The 17,500-nt window shown below is 65.2% G+C and carries 17 protein-coding genes; 2 read left to right on the top strand and 15 right to left on the bottom strand.

Features of this window, described 5'->3' with window-relative positions:
• Positions 1–32: 32 nt before the first annotated feature.
• The 15 genes from LX70_RS00085 to LX70_RS00015 form a co-directional block, all read right to left on the bottom strand.
• Entirely contained in the window at positions 33–1,445 is a 1,413-nt protein-coding gene (locus LX70_RS00085) for an MmgE/PrpD family protein (RefSeq protein ID WP_170076084.1), read from the bottom strand.
• 5 nt (positions 1,446–1,450) lie between these two features.
• A complete protein-coding gene (locus LX70_RS00080) occupies positions 1,451–2,221 on the bottom strand; it encodes an aspartate/glutamate racemase family protein (RefSeq protein ID WP_105512518.1) in 771 nt (256 codons plus the stop codon).
• A complete protein-coding gene (locus LX70_RS00075; RefSeq protein WP_105512517.1) occupies positions 2,218–2,991 on the bottom strand; it encodes an aspartate/glutamate racemase family protein in 774 nt (257 codons plus the stop codon). Before LX70_RS00075 ends, LX70_RS00080 begins: the two co-directional genes overlap by 4 nt.
• 37 nt (positions 2,992–3,028) lie before the next feature.
• Positions 3,029–4,429, bottom strand: coding sequence for an FAD-dependent oxidoreductase (locus LX70_RS00070; RefSeq protein ID WP_105512516.1), 1,401 nt, complete (start codon positions 4,427–4,429; stop codon positions 3,029–3,031).
• Positions 4,430–4,484: 55 nt separating this feature from the next.
• Positions 4,485–5,378: an isocitrate lyase/PEP mutase family protein gene (locus LX70_RS00065; protein WP_105512515.1), complete on the bottom strand. Its 894-nt coding sequence runs from the start codon at positions 5,376–5,378 to the stop codon at positions 4,485–4,487.
• Positions 5,379–5,437: 59 nt separating this feature from the next.
• The gene (locus tag LX70_RS00060) at positions 5,438–6,139 is read right to left on the bottom strand and encodes an ABC transporter ATP-binding protein (RefSeq protein ID WP_105512514.1); all 702 of its coding nucleotides are present in this window, start codon (positions 6,137–6,139) and stop codon (positions 5,438–5,440) included.
• Complete coding sequence (locus LX70_RS00055) at positions 6,132–6,872, bottom strand: ABC transporter ATP-binding protein (protein ID WP_105512513.1); 741 nt, start codon at positions 6,870–6,872, stop codon at positions 6,132–6,134. Before LX70_RS00055 ends, LX70_RS00060 begins: the two co-directional genes overlap by 8 nt.
• Positions 6,865–7,848, bottom strand: a complete 984-nt coding sequence (locus LX70_RS00050) for a branched-chain amino acid ABC transporter permease (protein WP_105512512.1) — start codon at positions 7,846–7,848, stop codon at positions 6,865–6,867. Before LX70_RS00050 ends, LX70_RS00055 begins: the two co-directional genes overlap by 8 nt.
• Positions 7,845–8,717 carry a branched-chain amino acid ABC transporter permease gene (locus LX70_RS00045; RefSeq protein ID WP_105512511.1) on the bottom strand — a complete coding sequence of 291 codons (873 nt, stop codon included), beginning with the start codon at positions 8,715–8,717 and terminating at the stop codon, positions 7,845–7,847. Before LX70_RS00045 ends, LX70_RS00050 begins: the two co-directional genes overlap by 4 nt.
• Positions 8,718–8,797: 80 nt before the next feature.
• Positions 8,798–10,021, bottom strand: coding sequence for an ABC transporter substrate-binding protein (locus LX70_RS00040; protein WP_105512510.1), 1,224 nt, complete (start codon positions 10,019–10,021; stop codon positions 8,798–8,800).
• Positions 10,022–10,079: 58 nt separating this feature from the next.
• Positions 10,080–10,694: a 3-isopropylmalate dehydratase small subunit gene (gene leuD / locus LX70_RS00035; protein ID WP_105512509.1), complete on the bottom strand. Its 615-nt coding sequence runs from the start codon at positions 10,692–10,694 to the stop codon at positions 10,080–10,082.
• A gap of 13 nt (positions 10,695–10,707) precedes the next feature.
• Entirely contained in the window at positions 10,708–12,120 is a 1,413-nt protein-coding gene (leuC, locus tag LX70_RS00030) for a 3-isopropylmalate dehydratase large subunit (protein WP_105512508.1), read from the bottom strand.
• A 76-nt stretch (positions 12,121–12,196) separates the two neighbouring features.
• Positions 12,197–13,123 (bottom strand): polysaccharide deacetylase family protein, encoded by a 927-nt coding sequence (locus LX70_RS00025; RefSeq protein ID WP_105512507.1) that lies wholly within the window; start codon positions 13,121–13,123, stop codon positions 12,197–12,199.
• Entirely contained in the window at positions 13,123–14,061 is a 939-nt protein-coding gene (locus LX70_RS00020; RefSeq protein WP_105512506.1) for a polysaccharide deacetylase family protein, read from the bottom strand. Before LX70_RS00020 ends, LX70_RS00025 begins: the two co-directional genes overlap by 1 nt.
• A 1-nt stretch (position 14,062) precedes the next feature.
• The gene (locus LX70_RS00015; RefSeq protein WP_105512505.1) at positions 14,063–14,740 is read right to left on the bottom strand and encodes an isochorismatase family protein; all 678 of its coding nucleotides are present in this window, start codon (positions 14,738–14,740) and stop codon (positions 14,063–14,065) included.
• An 881-nt stretch (positions 14,741–15,621) separates the two neighbouring features.
• Between LX70_RS00015 and LX70_RS00010 the strand changes: the two genes are divergently transcribed.
• Together LX70_RS00010 and LX70_RS00005 are read left to right on the top strand one after the other, a co-directional pair.
• A complete protein-coding gene (locus tag LX70_RS00010) occupies positions 15,622–17,187 on the top strand; it encodes a recombinase family protein (protein ID WP_342747650.1) in 1,566 nt (521 codons plus the stop codon).
• The coding region (locus LX70_RS00005; protein WP_211301638.1) for a ParB N-terminal domain-containing protein at positions 17,184–17,500 on the top strand (317 nt) is incomplete at its 3' end. The genes LX70_RS00010 and LX70_RS00005, both read left to right, overlap by 4 nt.

Raw genomic sequence — 17,500 nt, 5'->3', positions numbered from 1 at the left:
ACGGCCTTTCAGAGGCGGCCTTTCAGAGGCGGTCAGGACGAAGGCGCGAAGGGGGAACGCAGAAGGCGGCCCAGTGCCTGCGGCAGGTCGGCGGGCGGCGTGGCCTCGACCCGGTCCAGCAGGCGGGCGATCCCGTCGAAATGGGCGGGGTCGGCCCAGGCCGCCCCTATCAGCGTGCGGGCCTTGCGGTTCACATCCGCGCGCGGCAACGGGTTCGGACCGTCGCCCTTCGGCACCCGCACCTCGGCGCTGACCTGTTGCCCGTCAGTGAAGCCCAGCGTGACACGCCCCGGCCGACTGGCGGGATAAAGCGCGTCGAGGCCGGGATCGACGGCCAGCGTGACGCGCGCGGCCATCGCGCGCACCGCCGCGCTGGCCAGACGCCGGGGGGAAAATCCGTCATGGCGCAGCGGCCCGAAGCACAGCGCCAGTGCCGCCGCATGGCGGAAGCTGAACCGCGCCGCCAGGTCCGAACGCGGATCGGGCGCGTCGTAGTCCAGCGCGGTCGCGTAGGTCTCCACCCGGACAGCGGCGATCCGGGCAGGATCGAACCCGCCGTGGCGCGCCCGCAGCGCCTCGATACAATCAAGCATCGGGCCAAGATGGGCGCAGACCGGGTGCCATTTCAGATAGGCCGAAAGGATCTCATGCCGCGACCAGGTGCCATCCGCGCCAATCCCGTCGCAGAGCTGGTCCGGCACGAAGCCCTCCCCCGCCCTCGGGCCGAAGAACCGTTCCAGCGTGTCGGGCGATGGCGTCAGCCCCGCCAGCGCAGCCCGCGCCGCCATCACGCCGTTCTGCGTGCCAAGGCCAACGAACAGGTGATGCGCGCCCGCGCCTTCCATGCAGGTATCGCGGAAGGGAAACAGCGCCACGGCGGCGGCATTGCCGATGGTATCCGCAATCAGCCGGGCGCGGGTGCCGGTAGCGCTGTCGCGGGCAAAAAGATGCGCCGCCGCCACCGCCGCGCCGATAGAGCCGAAGGTGCCGGTGTCGTGCAGCAGGGGCTGCATCCCGCCCAGTGACGCCCCGATGCGGGCCGAAACCTCATACCCCGCCATGACCGCGTTCAGGAAGGCGGGCGCGTCGGCGCCGGTTTCCTCTGCCACGGCGAGCGCTGCGGGCAGGACATGGCTCATCGGATGGCCGCGCGCGCGGCGGTGGCCGTCCTGAAGTTGCAGGACCGTCATCGCCATGCCGTTGACCAGCGCGGCGATCCCGGCGGGAACGCCCTGCGCGCATCCGGCGGCCGATGCCGGGCCCGCGCCGCCGCTGGCCACGATCGCGGCGCGGACCGGAGCCAGCGTGCCATGCGCCGCGCCGGCCGCCATCACCGCGACGGTGTCGAGCAGGAAATCGCGATACGCCGCCCGCACCGGGGCGGGCGCCGCCGCGAAATCGCCCTGCGCGGCGGCCTGCGCCAGCCTTTCCGCGGCCCCGGCCACGGGGGTCAGCCCTTCGCGACGGCGGCCGCGCCCGCCTTCATCATCGCGCCAAGCATCTCCAGACGCGGCTCTACCGGCGCGGGATAGGCCTCGCGCCCGTGGCGAAGGCCGAGGGCCAGGAAGGTCTCGACCAGCTTGTAGGTCAGCGGCCCCGGATTGACGACCGGCACCGGCAGATGTTGGGCCAGATATTCCCCCGCTTGATGCATGGTGGTGGAACCGAGGCAGATCACCTCTGCCCCGTCCTCCTCGATGCAGCGCATCGCCACATCGCGCATCTTCGGAAAGACCTTGTCCTCTTTCCCGGTGATGAGGTTGGAGAAATCCGGTGGCTGGTCGAAGCTGCGGACCGAGGCGCATTGCCGGTCGAACCCGTATTCGCGGATCGCCTTGCGATAGCGCGGCAGCGCCGGTTTCCACTGCGCCAGCACCGAAAACCGCCCCCCCAGCGTCAGCGCGTAGAGCATGGAGGCCTTGCCCGCCCCGATCACCGGAATATCGAGGACCGAGCGCAGCATCACCATGCCGCTGTCGGACATCGTGTCGATGCAGACCGCGTCGAAGCCTTCCTGCTGGGCGGTGCAACCGGCCTCGAAGATGGCCATGTCCATCAGCCCCCAGTCATGCGGCGACATGAATGAGGTCGGCCCGCAGGTCACCGGGCGATAGGTCAATTGCCAATCGGCGGGCAGCGGCACATAGCCCGACTGCGCCTCGCGGTTCCTTACCCCTTCGGCATCCAGCGCGAAGGGAACGATCACCAGGATACGGGTCATTGGCGGCCCTCCAGAAATGCGGCCCCGGCGGCGCCGATGGCACGGATCATGTCATGCTTGGGCTCCAGCGGCGCGGGCCATGTCTCTTTCGAATGGGTCAGGTTCAGGTCCAGCGCGATGGTGGCAAGCTTGTAGGTCAGCGGGCCGGGATTGATGACCGGAACGCCGACCCGCTCGGCCAGCCACTGATGCGCCTCGTGCATGGTGGTGGAGCCAAGGATCAGGACCTGCGCGCCATCCTCGTCGATGCATTTCCGCGCCGCCGCCAGGAGAAGCGGAAACACCTCATCCTCCTTGCCCGACAAGAGCGACTTGTTGTCCGGCGTCACCCCGATGGAGCGCATGGAGGCGCATTTATGTTCCATCCCCAGCTCTCCCAGCGTCTTGGTGTAGAGCATCTTCCAGCGGTCCCACATCATCAGGACAGAGAACTTGTCGCCCAGCATCTGCGCCACCAGCATCGCGTGCCGCCCCGGCGCGATGACCGGGATCGTCAGCACCGAGCGCAGCATCGACATGCCGCTGTCGGACATCGTGTCGATGCAGACCGCGTCGAACCCCTCCTTCTCGGCATCGAGCCCGGCATCGAGGATCGAGAAGTCCGCCAGCGCCATGTCATGCTGGCTGGAATAGTTCTTCGGCCCCACCCGCACGGGGCGATAGTGGAACGCGATCCCCGGCCCCAGATCGACCGCCTTCATCTGCGCCTCACGGCGCGCGAGGTCCTCCTTCCCCATCGGGAAGGGAACGATCACCATGACCTTCTTCATTCATTTCCTCCGTTTCCTGCACCGGCCCTGCCGGTCTTCATGCCCCTGCCGCGATGCGTGCGGCGCTGATCCCGGCAAGGCGCCCGAAGGCCGTCGCCGACAAAAGACCGTTGCCCGACAGATAGCCGTAGTTGGAATCGCCCGAGAGGCCGCGCGCGGCGCCCCCGCCCGCCATCAGGTTCGGCAGCGGCGTCCCGTCCTTGCCCAGCACGCGGGCATCGTGGTCGATGACCAGCCCGCCCTGCGTGTGAAACAGCGCGCCGTTCACCTTGACGGCGCGCCAGGGCGCTTGCAGCAGCAGATCGCGGGCAAACCGGCGACCGAAGCGGTCCGGCGCGCCGCTTTCGGCGGCGGCGGCGATCGCGTCAAGCTCGGCTTGCAGCGCCTCGAAGGGCAGGCCCGTGACCTCGGCCAGTTCCTCCACCGTATCGGCGCTTTTCACCGCGCCGAGCTTGCGGATCTCACGATAGTCGTGAAAGCCGAGCGCGGCTTCCTCTGCCCTTGCGTCGAAGATGTCCCAGGCGACATGACCCGGCTGCGCCGCGACCTCGGCACCATGTTCGGAATAGCCGCGCATCTCGTTCGAAAAGCGGTGGCCGTCGGTATTGACCAGTATCCCGCCCTGGGTGATCGCCGCCCAGGTCAAGGGAAGCGAATGGGGATGCGCGACCGAGCCGTGGCCCTGATAGGCGCCCATATCCGCCACCGTCGCGCCAAGCGCGAGACCCCATTTCACCGCGTCGCCGGTGTTGGACATATGCCCGCAACATTCGGCATCGGCGATTTCGGGGATATAGTCGCGCACCATGGCGGCATCGCCCGCGAAACCGCAGCAGGCCAGAACCAGCGCGGCGCAGCCCAGCGTTTCCAGCGCACCGTCGGGGCGGCGAAAGCGCAGGCCCGTCACCCGCCCGTCGGCATCTGCATACAGATCCTCGACCGAGGCACCGGAGATCAGGTCGATCCCGCCCGCCGACACCGCCGAGAGCAGCGCCTGTTCCAGATCGGCGCCGGTGCGGCTTTTCGGGCCGTGCATACGCATCCGCGAATGGCCGGGATAGAGAAAGCCGGTGACAAGCTCCAGCTCGATCCCGTGATCGCGGATCAGCCAGTCGATCATCGGGCCGGAGGTTTTCGCGGCGACCATCGCCATGTCGGGGGGCGTGTGATCATGGGTCTTGGCGACCAGATCGGCGGCGAAGAGATCGGCGCTGTCCTCGATCCCCGCCGCCTTTTGCAGCATCGTCCCCGCGGCCGGGATCAGACCGGCGGAGAGCGAGGTGGAGCCGCGCGGGCTTTCGTCGCGTTCAAGGATCATCACCTCCTGGCCCGCGTCATGCGCGGCCAGCGCGGCGGTCAGGCCACAGGCCCCGGCGCCGACCACCACGACCGGCACCACATAATCGAATTCCACGTCTTCGGCTGACAGAACGGCCATCTGCGATCCCCCTTCAACGAAAAGGCACGCGGGTCGGGCCGCGCGCCCGTTATTTTCAGTATCCCGTGCGGCTTTCCTCGGGCGTGCCATAGCGGGCCTCAAGTTCCTGCACCTCGGCCATGCGGGCGGTGTCGAAGAACTGCCTGAAGCTCATCACCTGCGGCGCGACCGAGGCGATGGATTCCTCGTTTTTCATCACCTCGAGCGTCTTGCGCGCCGCCTCGCAGGCCGACAGGAGGAGCCAGTTGGGATAGATGATAAGCTTGAAGCCCAGCTTCTCGATCTCACTCCGGGTCAGGAACGGGGTCTTGCCAGAGGTTGCCATGTTGTAAAGCAGCGGCACGCCGGGGAAGCGCGGCGCGATATGGGGCAGGTCCTCGGCCAGCGGGCTCTCGACGAAGATCACGTCGGCCCCGGCCTCACGATACATCTCGGCACGGTCGAAGGCGGCGTTGCGGCCGTGAAGCGCCAGCGCATCGGTGCGGGCGATGACCACGAAATCCGGGTCGATCCGCGCATCCACCGCCGCCTTCACCTTGGCGACCATATCGGCCGCGGAAATCAGTTGCTTGCCCGCAAGATGGCCGCAGCGCTTGGGCAGCACCTGGTCTTCCAGATGCACCGCCGCGATGCCGCCGCGTTCGTATTGCTGGATCGCGCGGCGCACGTTCAGCGGCCCGCCATAGCCGTTATCGGCATCCGCGATCAGCGGCACGTCCGAGGCATCGGCGATGCGGGTGGCGTTGTCCACCATCTCGGTCATCGTCAGCAGGCCCACATCGGGATAGCCGAGCCGCGTGGCCGATGTCCCGGCCCCGGTCATGTACATAGCGTCAAACCCGGCCTCGGCCACCAGGCGGGCATACATCGCATCCACGACGCCGGGGGCCATGATCGCCCGTTCGCCTCCAAGGGCTTTGCGCAGGCGGGCTGTGCGTGTCAGGGACATTTCATTCTCCGTTTCCTGTTTGACGGCCGGGCCAGTCGGGCGGCCCGGCGCGGGGAGCGTCAGAGGCCCAGATAGACCTGCCGCAGTTGCGGGTCCTTCAGCATGCCGGCGGTGTCGCCCTGCATGACGATATGTCCCTGTTCCAGCACATAGGCGCGGCTGGCGACGTTCAGCGACTGCATCACGTTCTGTTCCACCAGCAGCACCGACATGCCATCGGCGTTGATATGGCCGATCAGGTCGAACATCTCCTCCACCAGGATCGGCGAGAGGCCCAGCGAGGGTTCGTCGAGGATCAGCAGCTTCGGCTCCGACATCAGGCCGCGCCCGATCGCCAGCATCTGCTGTTCGCCCCCCGACAGCGTCCCGGCCAGCTGGCCCAGCCGTTCGCGCAGGCGCGGGAAGATGCCGCAGATCCGTTCGAAGTTCTGCTTTCGATGCCCGGCCGCACGGCGGAACGCGCCCAGTTCGAGGTTCTCCGCCACCGTCAGGTTGGGAAAGATCTTGCGCCCCTCGGGTACCTGCGCGATGCCCATGGCCACGATGTCGCGCGACCTGCACCCGCTGATCTGCTGGCCGTCGAAGGTGACCGTGCCCGCCGTCGGACGGATAAAGCCCGAGATGACGTTGTTCAGCGTGGTCTTGCCGACGCCGTTCGATCCCAGAAGCGCGACGATCTCCCCCGCGCCGATCTGCATGTCGACGCCGTGCAGCACCGCCATGGAGCCGTAGCCCGCCTTGATCCCGGAAATCTCAAGCATGGCCGCCCTCCTGCAAGCGGGTCGCCGCGCCATGGCCCAGATAGGCCTCGATCACGGCGGGGTCCTGAACCAGTTCCTTCGGCGGGGCATGGGCAATCATCTCGCCGTAATTCAGCACATAGGCCGTCTCGGCGAGGCTCATCACCGCCTGCATCACATGTTCGATCAGCAGGATGGTGTGGCCCTCATCGCGGATCTGGCGGATGATGCCGACGATCTCGGTCACCTCGGACGGGATCAGCCCCGCCATCACCTCATCCAGCAGCAGCAGCTTTGCCCCCGTGGCCAGCGCCCGCGCAAGCTCAAGCCGCTTGCGCCCGGCGATGGTCAGCGAGGCGGCGGGGCGGTCAAGCATTCCGCCCATGCCAAGCTGCTTGCCCACCTTGCGCGCGAGGGCCGTCGCATCGGCCCGGTCATGGTGGTGCAGATAGGCCCCGACGGCGATGTTTTCCTCGACCGTCAGCCCGGCGAAGGGCTGCACGATCTGGAAGGTACGGATCATGCCGCGCGCGCAGATCTGGTGCGGCGCCAGCCCGGTGATGTCCTCGCCGCGGAAGGTCACGGTGCCGGTGTCGGGCTTCGTGAAGCCCGCGATCATGGTGAAGCAGGTCGTCTTGCCGGCGCCGTTCGGCCCCAGCAGCGCCACGATGGACCCTTCGGGGACGTCCAGCGAGGCATCGCTGACCGCCTTCAGGCCGCCGAAGCTTTTGGAGATGTTGCGAACCTCAAGCATTGTCGTCGTCCTCCTCCTTCTTGCGGAAGGGTCCGATGCGCGCCGCGAACCCCATCAGGCCTTGCGGCAGGAAGCGCAGCGCGCAGATCAGAACCACGGCATAAAGGACAAAGTTCAGCCCCGGCGCGTTGGACAGCAGATGCTTGGCGCCCTCGCCCAGAAGATGCAGGCCGAGCGTGCCGACCAGCGGCCCCCAGACGGTGCCGGCGCCACCGATCAGCGGCCCGATCAGCGCCTCGACCGAGATCGCATTGCCATAGACGACGGTGCTGTCGATATAGAGCATGGTTTGCAGGTAAAGCACGCCCGCAAGCCCGCCGAAGGCCCCCGAGATCGCCATCGCGATCACCTTGATGCGATAGGTGTCGATGCCAAGCGCGCGCGCCGCGTCCTCATTCTCGCGGATGGCGATCAGATAGGCGCCGAAACGCGAATTCTTCATCACCGCGGTCAGGATCATCACCGCCGCCACGACCAGCAAAAGCAGCGTGTAGCTGACCGTGCGATCCTGAAACTGAAGCGTGGAGATCCCCGGATCGAGCTTCACCTGAAGCCCAGCCCCGCCGCCGGTGAAGGCGAAGGACGAGGCGCAGATCCGCATCACCTCGGCGAAGGCCAGGGTGACGAGCGCGAAATAGGACCCTTTCAGCCCGAAGCGGAAGGTGATCGCGCCGATGAAGGCCCCCATCACCGCGCCTGCGACGATGCCCGCGACAAGGCCGATCCAGGCGTTGACACCGTAATTGACCTGAAGGACGGCCGAGGCATAGGCGCCGGTGCCGTACATCACCGCATGTCCGAAGGAAAAGAGCCCGCCGAAACCGCCGGTGACGTTCCAGGACAGCGCCACCACCGCGATGATGAGCGCGTTGAGCGAGAAGCCCATCCAGATCGGCGAGGACAGGAAGAAGACGCTGACGAGATAAAGCACCGCCGCGGCGATCAGGACCGCCTGGCCCATTGAGGTCGGTTTCATGCCTTCACCCCCCGCCCCAGAAGCCCGGACGGCTTGAACAGAAGGATCAGGATGAAGGCGAGGAAGATACCGATCTGGCCGAGGCTTTCGCCAAGAAACAGCCCGCAGAGCGATTCAATCACCCCCAGAAGCAGCCCCGCGACCAGCGCCCCCGGCAGGCTGCCCATGCCGCCCAGAACGACGGTGGTAAAGGCGACCAGCACGAAGGTATAGCCGACCTGCGGCGTGACATAGAAGGTCGGCAGCAGCAGGCAGGCGGCCAGCGCCACGCAGGCGGTGCCGATGCCGAAGCAGACCGCATAGGCGTGGTTCACGTCGATGCCCACGATCTCTGCCCCGCGCTTTTCGATGGCGACGGCCTTGATCGAGGCGCCAAGCCGCGTGTGTTCCATGAAAAGCCACAGCACCGGCGCCACCGCCAGCGCGGCGAAGAAGGCGATCACCCGGCCAAGCGGCAGATAGGCGCCCAGAAACTCGACCGTGTCATAGGCATAGGGGATGTCGATGGTGCGGGTGTTCGACGTCCAGAAATAAAGCGCGAGGTTGTCGATCGCCAGCGACAGCGCCAGCGTGACCAGCAGCACATTGGTTTCCGACCCGCTGCTCATCGGCGCGATGAGGCCGCGTTGCAGCGCATAGCCAAGCACGAAGAACACCGGCAGCACGATCGGAATGGCGATGTAGGGGTCTATCCCCAGATAGAAATGCAGGAAATAGACGGCATAGAGCGCCAGCATGAGCAGGCTGCCATGGGCGAAGTTGATGATGTGGAGGACGCCGTAGATGAGCGTCAGCCCCAAGGCGACAAGCGCATAGATGGCGCCCATCGTCAGGCCGCTCAGCACGGCCGGCAGGATCAGACTGGACATAGCGAAGGCTCTCTCTTGCGGGCTCGGGCCGGGGACGGTCCCCGCCGATGGCACTCTGCCATCGGCGGGGACCGCAAGGGTCAGCCCTCTTTGGGCATCGGGAACACGGCCTCGGCGGTCGCGTATTCCTTCGGGAAGACCAGCTCGATCTTCTCGCCGCGGATCTGGGTGTTCACCGGCTGCGAGTTCACGTTGTCGCCGTTGACGAACTTGGTCGGCCCGTAGGGCATGATCGAACCGTCGAAGGTCGAGGCGGCAAGCGCCTCGATCATCTTCTCGCGGTCGTCCGAGGCGGACCGCTCAAGCGCGTCGGCGATGACCTGGACCGAGGCATAGGCCACCATCACGTCATAGGTCAGGTCCAGCCCGGCCTTCGCTACGTTTTCGGCCAGCGCGACCGAGGCGGGCTTTTGCGGGTCGTACCAGTGGTTGCAGTCCATCACATATTGCGCGACCTCGTTGTTCTCGCGCACGAACTTGATGTTCGAGGCGGCGCCGCCGAGGATCGAGTAGATCGCCATCAGTTCCACCCGCTGCTGGCGGATCGCCTTGGCCATCAGCGTGTATTCGTTGATGTAGTTCGACGGGATCAGGATGTCGGCTTTCGATGCCTTGACGCGCAGCGCGATGTTGTTGAAATCCCGCTGCGGCGTCGGGTGCTGGATCGTCTCGACCACCTCGATGCCGATGCCGGGCAGGCGTTCGTTCAGGATCTTGGCCATGCCAGAGCCGAAGGGGCCGTCCTCATGCACGATGGCGGCTGTCTTGACCGGGCTGCCCGCGCCCTCGTTCAGGAGCCGCAGGTTATCAAGCGCGACCGTGGTGCATTTGTTCACGCCGGGGGTGAAGCGGAAGACGTTCGGCAGACCGCGTTCCACCATCGCCTCGGCGGTGCCGATCGAGACGACCTGCGCAAGGTTGTATTTCGCAGCCGCCTGGGTGGAGGCCAGACCGAGCGAGGAAGCGGTGGCGCCGGTGAAGGCGCAGACCCCGGCCTCGACCAGCGTATCGACGGCGGCGGCGGCCACCTCGGGGCGGCTTTGGGCATCGGCGACGACAAGCTCGATCTGGGCACCGCCCATGCTCTTGATGCCGCCCGCGGCGTTCAGCGCCTCGACGGCGAACTTGGCCCCGGCGACGCATTGGGTGCCGTTATAGGCAAGGTTGCCGGTCAGCGGCTCGAGGATGCCGACCTTCACGGTGGCGGCCTGCGCCCGCAGGATCGACGGCGCCGCCAGCCCGCTGGCCAGTGCCAGCGCGCCCGAAGCCTTCAGCAGGCTGCGACGATTGAGGTGATGGGTCATTCGCTTTACTCCCTGTTTCAAGCAGTCATTGGTCTTTGCTGTTGCGACTGGCCCGCCATCAGCGGCCCAGCCACGGGTTGTCTGCGATCCTCGCCGCCTCGAAGCTTTCGATGCGCTCCATGAAGGTGAGGGTCATCTCGATCTCGTCGAGGCCACGCAGGATGCAGTCGCGCGCAAGGGACGGGATCTCGATCGGGTGGCGGCCCAGGGCGCCGGGCAGCACCAGCTGCCCGGCCTCCAGATCCACCGTCACGGTGGCGCCGTCGTGTTTCGCCAGATAGTCCTCCAGCGCCTCGCACCGCGCGACGGGCAGGCGCACCGGCACCAGCCCGTTCTTCAGCGCGTTGTTGAAGAAGATGTCGCCGAAGCTTGGCCCGATCACGGCGCGGATGCCGCGATCCACCAGCGCATAGACCGCCGCCTCACGCGAGGAACCGCAGCCGAAATTATCCTCGACCAACAGGATCGTCGCCCTGTCGGCGCCGGGGCGGTTCAGCGGAAAGGCGGGATCGGGGTTTCCCGCGGCGTCGCGGCTGATGTCGTGGAACAGAAACCCGTCATAGCCCTTCGCGCGGTCCTCTTTGAGAAAGCGGGCGGGGATGATCTGGTCGGTGTCGCAATTCACGCCGGGGATCACGACGACGGGAGAGGTTTCGCGGAGGAAGGCTTTCATGCGATCTTTCCCTTCACAGCCGACGCACATCGGTCAGATGGCCCGCAATCGCCGCCGCCGCCGCCATTGCCGGGCTGAGGAGATGGGTCCGCGCCCCCGGCCCCTGACGGCCGACGAAGTTGCGGTTCGAGGTCGAGGCGCAGCGTTCGCCCGGCGCGGCCACATCGCCGTTCATCGCCGCGCACATCGAACAGCCCGAATGGCGCCATTCGAACCCGGCCTCGCGGAAGGTCCTGGCCAGCCCTTCGGCCTCGGCCTGCTCACGCACGCGGGTGGAGCCGGGAACGACGATGGCGGGGACCGTGGCCTTGCGCCCCTTCAGGACCGCCGCCGCCGCGCGCAGATCCTCGATCCGGCTGTTGGTGCAGGAGCCGATGAACACGCGGTCGATCTTCAGCCCGTCCAGCGCGGTGCCGGGGGCAAGGTCCATGTAGTCCAGCGACTTCGCCGCCGCCTTGCGCTTTTCGGCGCTGGCAAAGCCCGCCGGATCGGGGACCCGGCCGGTGATCGGCACGGCATCCTCGGGGCTGGTTCCCCAGGTCACCATCGGCGCGATGGCGGTGCCGTCCAGAACCACCTCGCGGTCGAACTGCGCGCCTTCATCGGTGGGCAGTTGCCGCCACCCGGCCAGCGCGCGGTCCCATTCGGCGGCCTCGGGCGCATAGGGCCTGCCCTTCACATAGTCGAAGGTCGTGTCGTCGGGCGCAACCATGCCCAGCCGCGCCGCCGCCTCGATGGACATGTTGCACAGCGTCAGCCGCGCCTCGATCGACATCGCGCGCACCACGGGGCCGGCATATTCGATGGCATGGCCCCCTGCCCCCGCCGCGCCGATCTTCGCAATCAGCGCAAGAACGACATCCTTCGCCGTCACACCCTGGCCAAGGACGCCCCCGACGGTCACGCGCATCGTCTTCGGGCGCATCTGCCAAAGCGTCTGCGTCGCCAGCACATGCGCATTCTCCGACTGGCCGATGCCAAAGGCGATGGCGCCAAGCGCGCCCTGGGTTGAGGTATGGCTGTCAGAGCAGACGATGGTCAGGCCCGGCAGCGTGATCCCCTGTTCGGGCGCGACCACATGCACGATGCCCTGTTCGCGGCTTTCCAGCCCGAAATGGCGCACATCGCCCCATTCCATGTTCTCATCGAAGGTGCGGATCATCCGTGCGATGGCGGGGCTGGCGGCCGCATCCGCGCTGCGGCCAAGCGTCGGCACATAATGATCCGCAATGCCGAAGATCTGCTTTGGCCGACGCGGATGCAGGCCCCGGCGCCTGAGGTCCGCGAAGGCGTGAAAGCTGCCCTCGTGGATCATGTCGCGGTCGATATAAAGCAGCGACTGGCCGGAGGGGTGGCGCAGGATCTCATGCGCGTCCCAGATCTTTCCGAACAGGGTTCGTGCTGCGGGGGCGGTCGCTTGCGCCATGCGGGGTGTTCCTGTGCTTGTCTCTCGTCTTGGCACGGGCCGCGCGCCCTTGCGGGCGCGCGGCATGAAGGGCGCGTCAGGCCTGCTTGCGAAACGCCTCGGCGATCTCGCCCGCCGGGGCTACCCAGACGCCGGAATGGCAAAGGATGTAGTCCAGCACCTCGCGCAGGTATTCGACGCGATAGGGCATGCCGGACACCCAGCTGTGCAGCGGCACGCTCATCACCCGGCCGCCGAAATCGCCGCTTTCGCGGTACAGGACGTCGAAGCGGTCCTTGACCTGCTGCACCCAGTCCGGTTCCGACTGGAAATATTCGTTCGAAACGACGCGGTCGTCGGTCTCATAGGCCAGCGGCATCGCCAGAAGCGGCCCTTTGTCGGTGCGCATCTCATAGGGCAGGTCGTCATTGGCCCAGTCGAGACACCATTGCACACCGTTCTTCACCAGAATCTCTGGCGTGCTGAACCCTTGCGCACGGCCGGGCGAGAGCCAGCCCGCGACCTTCTGGCCCGACCCCTCGCGCAGAAGCCGCAGCGCTTCGGCGACGATGGCATCCTCCTCCGCGGCGCCCAGACCGGAGTGATGGACCTTGCCCATGTCAAGGCCATGCGCCACCACCTCATGACCGCCCTCGACCACCGCGCGCAGCAGCGCCGGATAGCGTTCGGCGATGCAGCCGTTGATGGCGAAACTCGTCCGCAGCCCCTTGGCCGCCAAAAGCTTCAGCACCCGGAAGATGCCGACGCGGTTGCCATAGTCGCGATTGGTGAAGTAGCGGAAATCCGGGTAGGGCATCGACAGCGCGCCGGGGGCCTTGAAGGGCTTGGCCGGCATGTCGAGCGGGAAATGCTGCACGTGGGTGACGATGGACAGCGCCACCCGCGCCCCGTCCGGCCAGACGACCGGCTTGCGCGCGAACATGTCGGACCAGTCGTAGCGGTCCTGATCCATGCCATAATGACGCGCCGGGTAATCAAGATAGCTTTCGGGAAGCGGCGGCATCAGCGGGTCCCCTCTTTCAGGGCGGCCATGGCCGCGGTCATGGCGTCATAGGCGCCGCTTTCGTGATAGGCCTCGGCAATCTCGCGCCCGGTGGTCTGCCACACGCCGTCATGTCCGGCGATATAGTCGATCGCCTCGGCAAAGGCGTCGATGCGGTGCGGCTGGCCGACCAGATAGGGGTGCAGCGGAATGCACATCACCATGCCGCTTTCGTCCGAATCCCGGTAAAGCTGGTCGAACTGGCGCTTGATGATCTCGCCATAATGGCGGGGCGTGACCTTCTGGCTATTATAGACGATGACATCGTTCATCTCGAGCGAATAGGGCATCGAGATCAGCCTGCCGCTTTTCACCTTCACCGGCATCGGCTGATCGTCGTGGAACATGTCGCAGGTGTACCGGATGCCCGCCTCGGCCAGGATGTCCATGGTCCAGAGGTTGTTCGACAGTGCAGGCGACAGCCAGCCGGCCAGTTCCTGCCCGGTATGATTGCGCACCGTGTCGAAGGCATCGCGGATGATCGCGCGTTCCTGCTCCACGGTCATGTTGTAGACATAGCGGGTGTTGTAGATGCCGTGGGAAAAGAACTCCCACCCGCGATCCGCGCAGGCCTTGATGATCTCGGGGTGGTGATCGCAGAGCGCCACGTTGAGAGAGACCGAGCCGCGAAACCCCGCACGATCCATCGCCGCCATCATCCGCCGCCAGCCGACCCGGTTGCCGTAGTCGCGGTGTGAATATTGCAGCACGTCGGGGTTCGGCCGTCCCCAGGGCGTCCGGGTCGGGTTGTTCGGCGGGTCGTATTCGTAGAACTCGATATTCGGCGCGATCCAGACGGCAAGCTTCTTGCCGCCGGGCCAGGTGATCTTCGGGCGCCCCGGCCAGGGCAGATAGTCGTAAAGACCAAGGTCGGAACGGATTTCGTTGGCGGCGTCCATCTCACTTGCCCTCGGGTTGATAGGCCTCGTACCAGGCGATCGCCTCGCTGACCGGGATCACATCGCCGTATTTCACCGAGATGTCGTAGAGATTGGCGAAATGCGGGCTTTCATGCTTGTCGGCCACGCATTCCTCGGGGACGATCACCCTGTAGCCGCGCGAGATCGCATCGACCACGCAGGCGCGCACGCAGCCCGAGGTAGAGCCGCCCGTCAGCACCACCGTGTCGCATTGATGCCAGACCATCAGCGATTGCAGGTTGGTCTCATGAAAGGGCGAGGCCATGCGCTTGTTGATGATGATGTCCTTCACCGGGTCGATCTTCAGCCGCGGATCGAATTCCGCCCGGCGGGAGCCGACCTTGATGTTCTGAAGCGAGTCCGGCGTGTCGGTGCGCGTCCCCCAGACGCCGCAATCCTCGCCCGATTGCATATAGGCCACATAGGTCCAGGTCAGCGGCAGCCCCTTCGCCCGCGCCAGCCCGGACAGCGTGTTGACGTAGTCGAGCTGCTTCGGATCGGTCTCATAGGCCGACACGAATTCGCCGACCGAGGTATAGGCGCATTGCAGGTCGATGTTGATGAGCATGGGCTTCCTGCCGAAGCCGAAACGCTTGCGCGTCGGGTTGGCCTTCGCGTTCTCGAAAAGCTGACGGGCCGTAAGCGATGACATTTCCATGATGGATCTCCTCTGAGGCAGTCCGCCCCCCGGCGGCCGTTCCGGTCAGGCCACCCTCCTCCGGCGCGCTCGGAACATTGTCAATAATGTTATCACTTTATATCTTTTGTAAAGGAAAAATGCGCGCGCAGGAAAGGACGATCCATCTATCTGACAAGTATAGACTTTCAAAGAAAATCTGGCCGAAAAACCCAAGTCGGAAAAGCGGTCGCCAAACCGGACACGGGAGATTTCCCCACCCCGGAAACGCCGTCACGCAAGGCTACCCCGGACGCGAGGCTGACCCTGCCCATGGCCGCCGCCCCTGCCCGGCCCCAAGGCCCGCCCCGCCCCGCCGGGCATCGCCGGACCACCACACCTGACAAGACTGCAGCCCGCTCCCCGCGGGCGTGCTGGCCACGGGTTCTGGCAACACAGAACGCCTGCAAGGCCACTTCCAACCCGCGCAGATCGGCGGCACACGGGCGATGTTCGGGGGCAATCGGGGCAAGTGGCGGAGGAGCCAGTCTGGAGCTATCCCGTCTCCGCAAAATTCCCTGCAAACAGGGAAATTAACAGCGAATTTCTGCTGTTTTCTGGCAATCAACGCCAGGGCCGACGAAAAACTCAACGACTGTTCAATGCTTTACTCGAAATTTCCCTGCTGACAGGAACAGGGAACTTTTTTGACCTGAACACAGTAATTTCTTCTTCGAGCAGGGAACTGGATCTCGGCAGCACGATCCTGCCGATGTAGACTTTAGGTGTCATTTGAGCGGCCTCGTGCGCGACAGAATCTGGTATGGTGAAGGGGACTCATAGAATGACGAACGACCTTACCCGGGCCTCTGCGGCACCGGCCTTGGATGTTTTTCTTCTGGCGCAAATGGAGGCCGAGCCCGGTGGTGAATCCCGAGTTCCCAGACAAAGCACGCGATGGCCCGTCCCTTGTTCGGGCGGCCGAGTACGTGCGCATGTCTACCGATCACCAGCGCTATTCGACTGAAAACCAGGCGGCGGCAATCCAGACCTATGCCGCACGGCGCGGCATGGAGATCGTCCGGACTTACGCCGATGAAGGAAAGAGCGGGTTGCGGATTGAAGGCCGGGACGCACTGAAACAGCTGATCGAGACCGTCACTTCTGGCAGCGCGGATTTCGACGTCATCCTTGTCTACGACATCAGCCGTTGGGGCCGTTTCCAGGACGCCGACGAGAGCGCCTATTACGAATATATCTGCCGGCGCGCCGGGATCGACGTGCACTATTGCGCCGAACAATTTGAAAACGACGGCAGCCCTATGGCTACGATGTTCAAGGGCTTCAAGCGTGCCATGGCTGGCGAATACAGCCGAGAGCTGTCGAGTAAGGTTTTCACCGGGCAATGCCGCCTGATTGAAAAAGGCTTTCGTCAGGGTGGTCCCGCCGGGTTCGGTTTACGTCGCCTACTCATCGATCAGCACGGGGTTCCCAAGGCAACGCTCACCCAAGGTGAACAAAAGAGCCTTCAAACCGATCGCGTCGTGCTCGTGCCGGGACCCGAGGAAGAAGTCGCTATCGTCCGCGAGATCTACCGCGCCTTTGTTTCAGGGGGTCAAAACGAAGCACAGATCGCAGAGGGCCTGAATGACCGTGGCATCCTTACGGACCTCGGTCGGCCCTGGACGCGGGGTTCCGTCCATCAGTTGCTGATCAACGAGAAGTACATCGGCACCAATGTCTGGAACCGGGTGTCTTTCAAGCTCAAGAAGAAGCGTGTCCGCAACGACCCCGAGACATGGATCCGAGCGCCGAACAGCTTTCCGGCAATCGTCGATCCGATGCTCTACGAAGCTGCCAACAATATCATCGCGGCACGCTCGGCCCGCATGTCCGACGCGGAGATGCTCGCTGCATTGCAAGCGCTGCTGGAACATCAGGGCGCGTTGTCGGGTCTCATTATCGACGAGGCCGACGAAACCCCATCGAGCAGCGCCTACAGCCATCGGTTCGGCAGCCTTCTCAGGGCCTATCGTCTCGTCGGTTTCCGGCCGCGGCGCGACTATCGCTACATCGAGATCAACCGCGAACTCCGCCGGCTCCATCCCGAAGTCATCGATGAAGTTCTGAGGGGGATCTCCGCTGCAGGCGGAGCCGCCACGCGAGATGCGACGACCGATCTCGTGACCGTCAATGGCGAGTTTTCCCTGTCGTTGCTCATTGTCCGCTGCACCCGCACCCAGGCCGGCTCGCTGCGCTGGCGTGTGCGGTTCGATACAGGGCTTGTACCGGACATCTCCGTAGTTATCCGGATGGACGAACTCAACCGGAAGCCTTTCGACTACTTCCTCTTCCCTCTCCTCGACATTGGCGCCGGCAGACTTCGTCTTGCCGAGGACAATGGCCTCGCCCTCGACGGTTACCGTTTTGACAGCCTCGATCCGCTCTACGCGCTCGCAGAGCGCAAACCTCTCAGGGAGGTAGCATGACCGATCAGCCCCGTCCCCAGCATCTTCGAATGATCCCGATCGATCGGATCGAGGTTCTGAATCCACGTGCCCGCAACAAGCGGCTGCACAGGGAAATCGTGGAAAACATCGATGCCGTCGGGCTCAAGCGACCGGTGACCGTTCGCAGACACCCTGACGACCCGGAGCGCTATGACCTGGTTTGCGGCGAGGGCCGGCTGGAAGCCTTTCGACTGCTTGGGCAGGAGAAGATTCCGGCAGTCGTCATTGAGGCGGAGGAAGCGGACTGCATGGTGATGAGCCTGGTGGAGAACATCGCACGGCGCCAGCATCG

Source organism: Albidovulum denitrificans, from assembly GCF_002973535.1.
GTDB lineage: Bacteria > Pseudomonadota > Alphaproteobacteria > Rhodobacterales > Rhodobacteraceae > Albidovulum > Albidovulum denitrificans.
Note: the sequence above shows the minus strand (reverse complement) of the source record. Positions and strands in the feature narration are given on the sequence as shown.

Excerpts from the sequence above, each read along its gene's own strand:
- LX70_RS00055 (WP_105512513.1), bottom strand. The coding sequence starts at position 6,872 with ATGCTTGAGGTTCGCAACATCTCCAAAAGCTTCGGCGGCCTGAAGGCG.
- LX70_RS00025 (WP_105512507.1), bottom strand. The coding sequence starts at position 13,123 with ATGCCGCCGCTTCCCGAAAGCTATCTTGATTACCCGGCGCGTCATTAT.
- LX70_RS00050 (WP_105512512.1), bottom strand. The coding sequence starts at position 7,848 with ATGAAACCGACCTCAATGGGCCAGGCGGTCCTGATCGCCGCGGCGGTG.
- LX70_RS00075 (WP_105512517.1), bottom strand. The coding sequence starts at position 2,991 with ATGAAGAAGGTCATGGTGATCGTTCCCTTCCCGATGGGGAAGGAGGAC.
- LX70_RS00080 (WP_105512518.1), bottom strand. The coding sequence starts at position 2,221 with ATGACCCGTATCCTGGTGATCGTTCCCTTCGCGCTGGATGCCGAAGGG.
- LX70_RS00070 (WP_105512516.1), bottom strand. The coding sequence starts at position 4,429 with ATGGCCGTTCTGTCAGCCGAAGACGTGGAATTCGATTATGTGGTGCCG.
- leuD (WP_105512509.1), bottom strand. The coding sequence starts at position 10,694 with ATGAAAGCCTTCCTCCGCGAAACCTCTCCCGTCGTCGTGATCCCCGGC.
- LX70_RS00065 (WP_105512515.1), bottom strand. The coding sequence starts at position 5,378 with ATGTCCCTGACACGCACAGCCCGCCTGCGCAAAGCCCTTGGAGGCGAA.
- leuC (WP_105512508.1), bottom strand. The coding sequence starts at position 12,120 with ATGGCGCAAGCGACCGCCCCCGCAGCACGAACCCTGTTCGGAAAGATC.
- LX70_RS00045 (WP_105512511.1), bottom strand. The coding sequence starts at position 8,717 with ATGTCCAGTCTGATCCTGCCGGCCGTGCTGAGCGGCCTGACGATGGGC.
- LX70_RS00040 (WP_105512510.1), bottom strand. The coding sequence starts at position 10,021 with ATGACCCATCACCTCAATCGTCGCAGCCTGCTGAAGGCTTCGGGCGCG.
- LX70_RS00020 (WP_105512506.1), bottom strand. The coding sequence starts at position 14,061 with ATGGACGCCGCCAACGAAATCCGTTCCGACCTTGGTCTTTACGACTAT.
- LX70_RS00015 (WP_105512505.1), bottom strand. The coding sequence starts at position 14,740 with ATGGAAATGTCATCGCTTACGGCCCGTCAGCTTTTCGAGAACGCGAAG.
- LX70_RS00060 (WP_105512514.1), bottom strand. The coding sequence starts at position 6,139 with ATGCTTGAGATTTCCGGGATCAAGGCGGGCTACGGCTCCATGGCGGTG.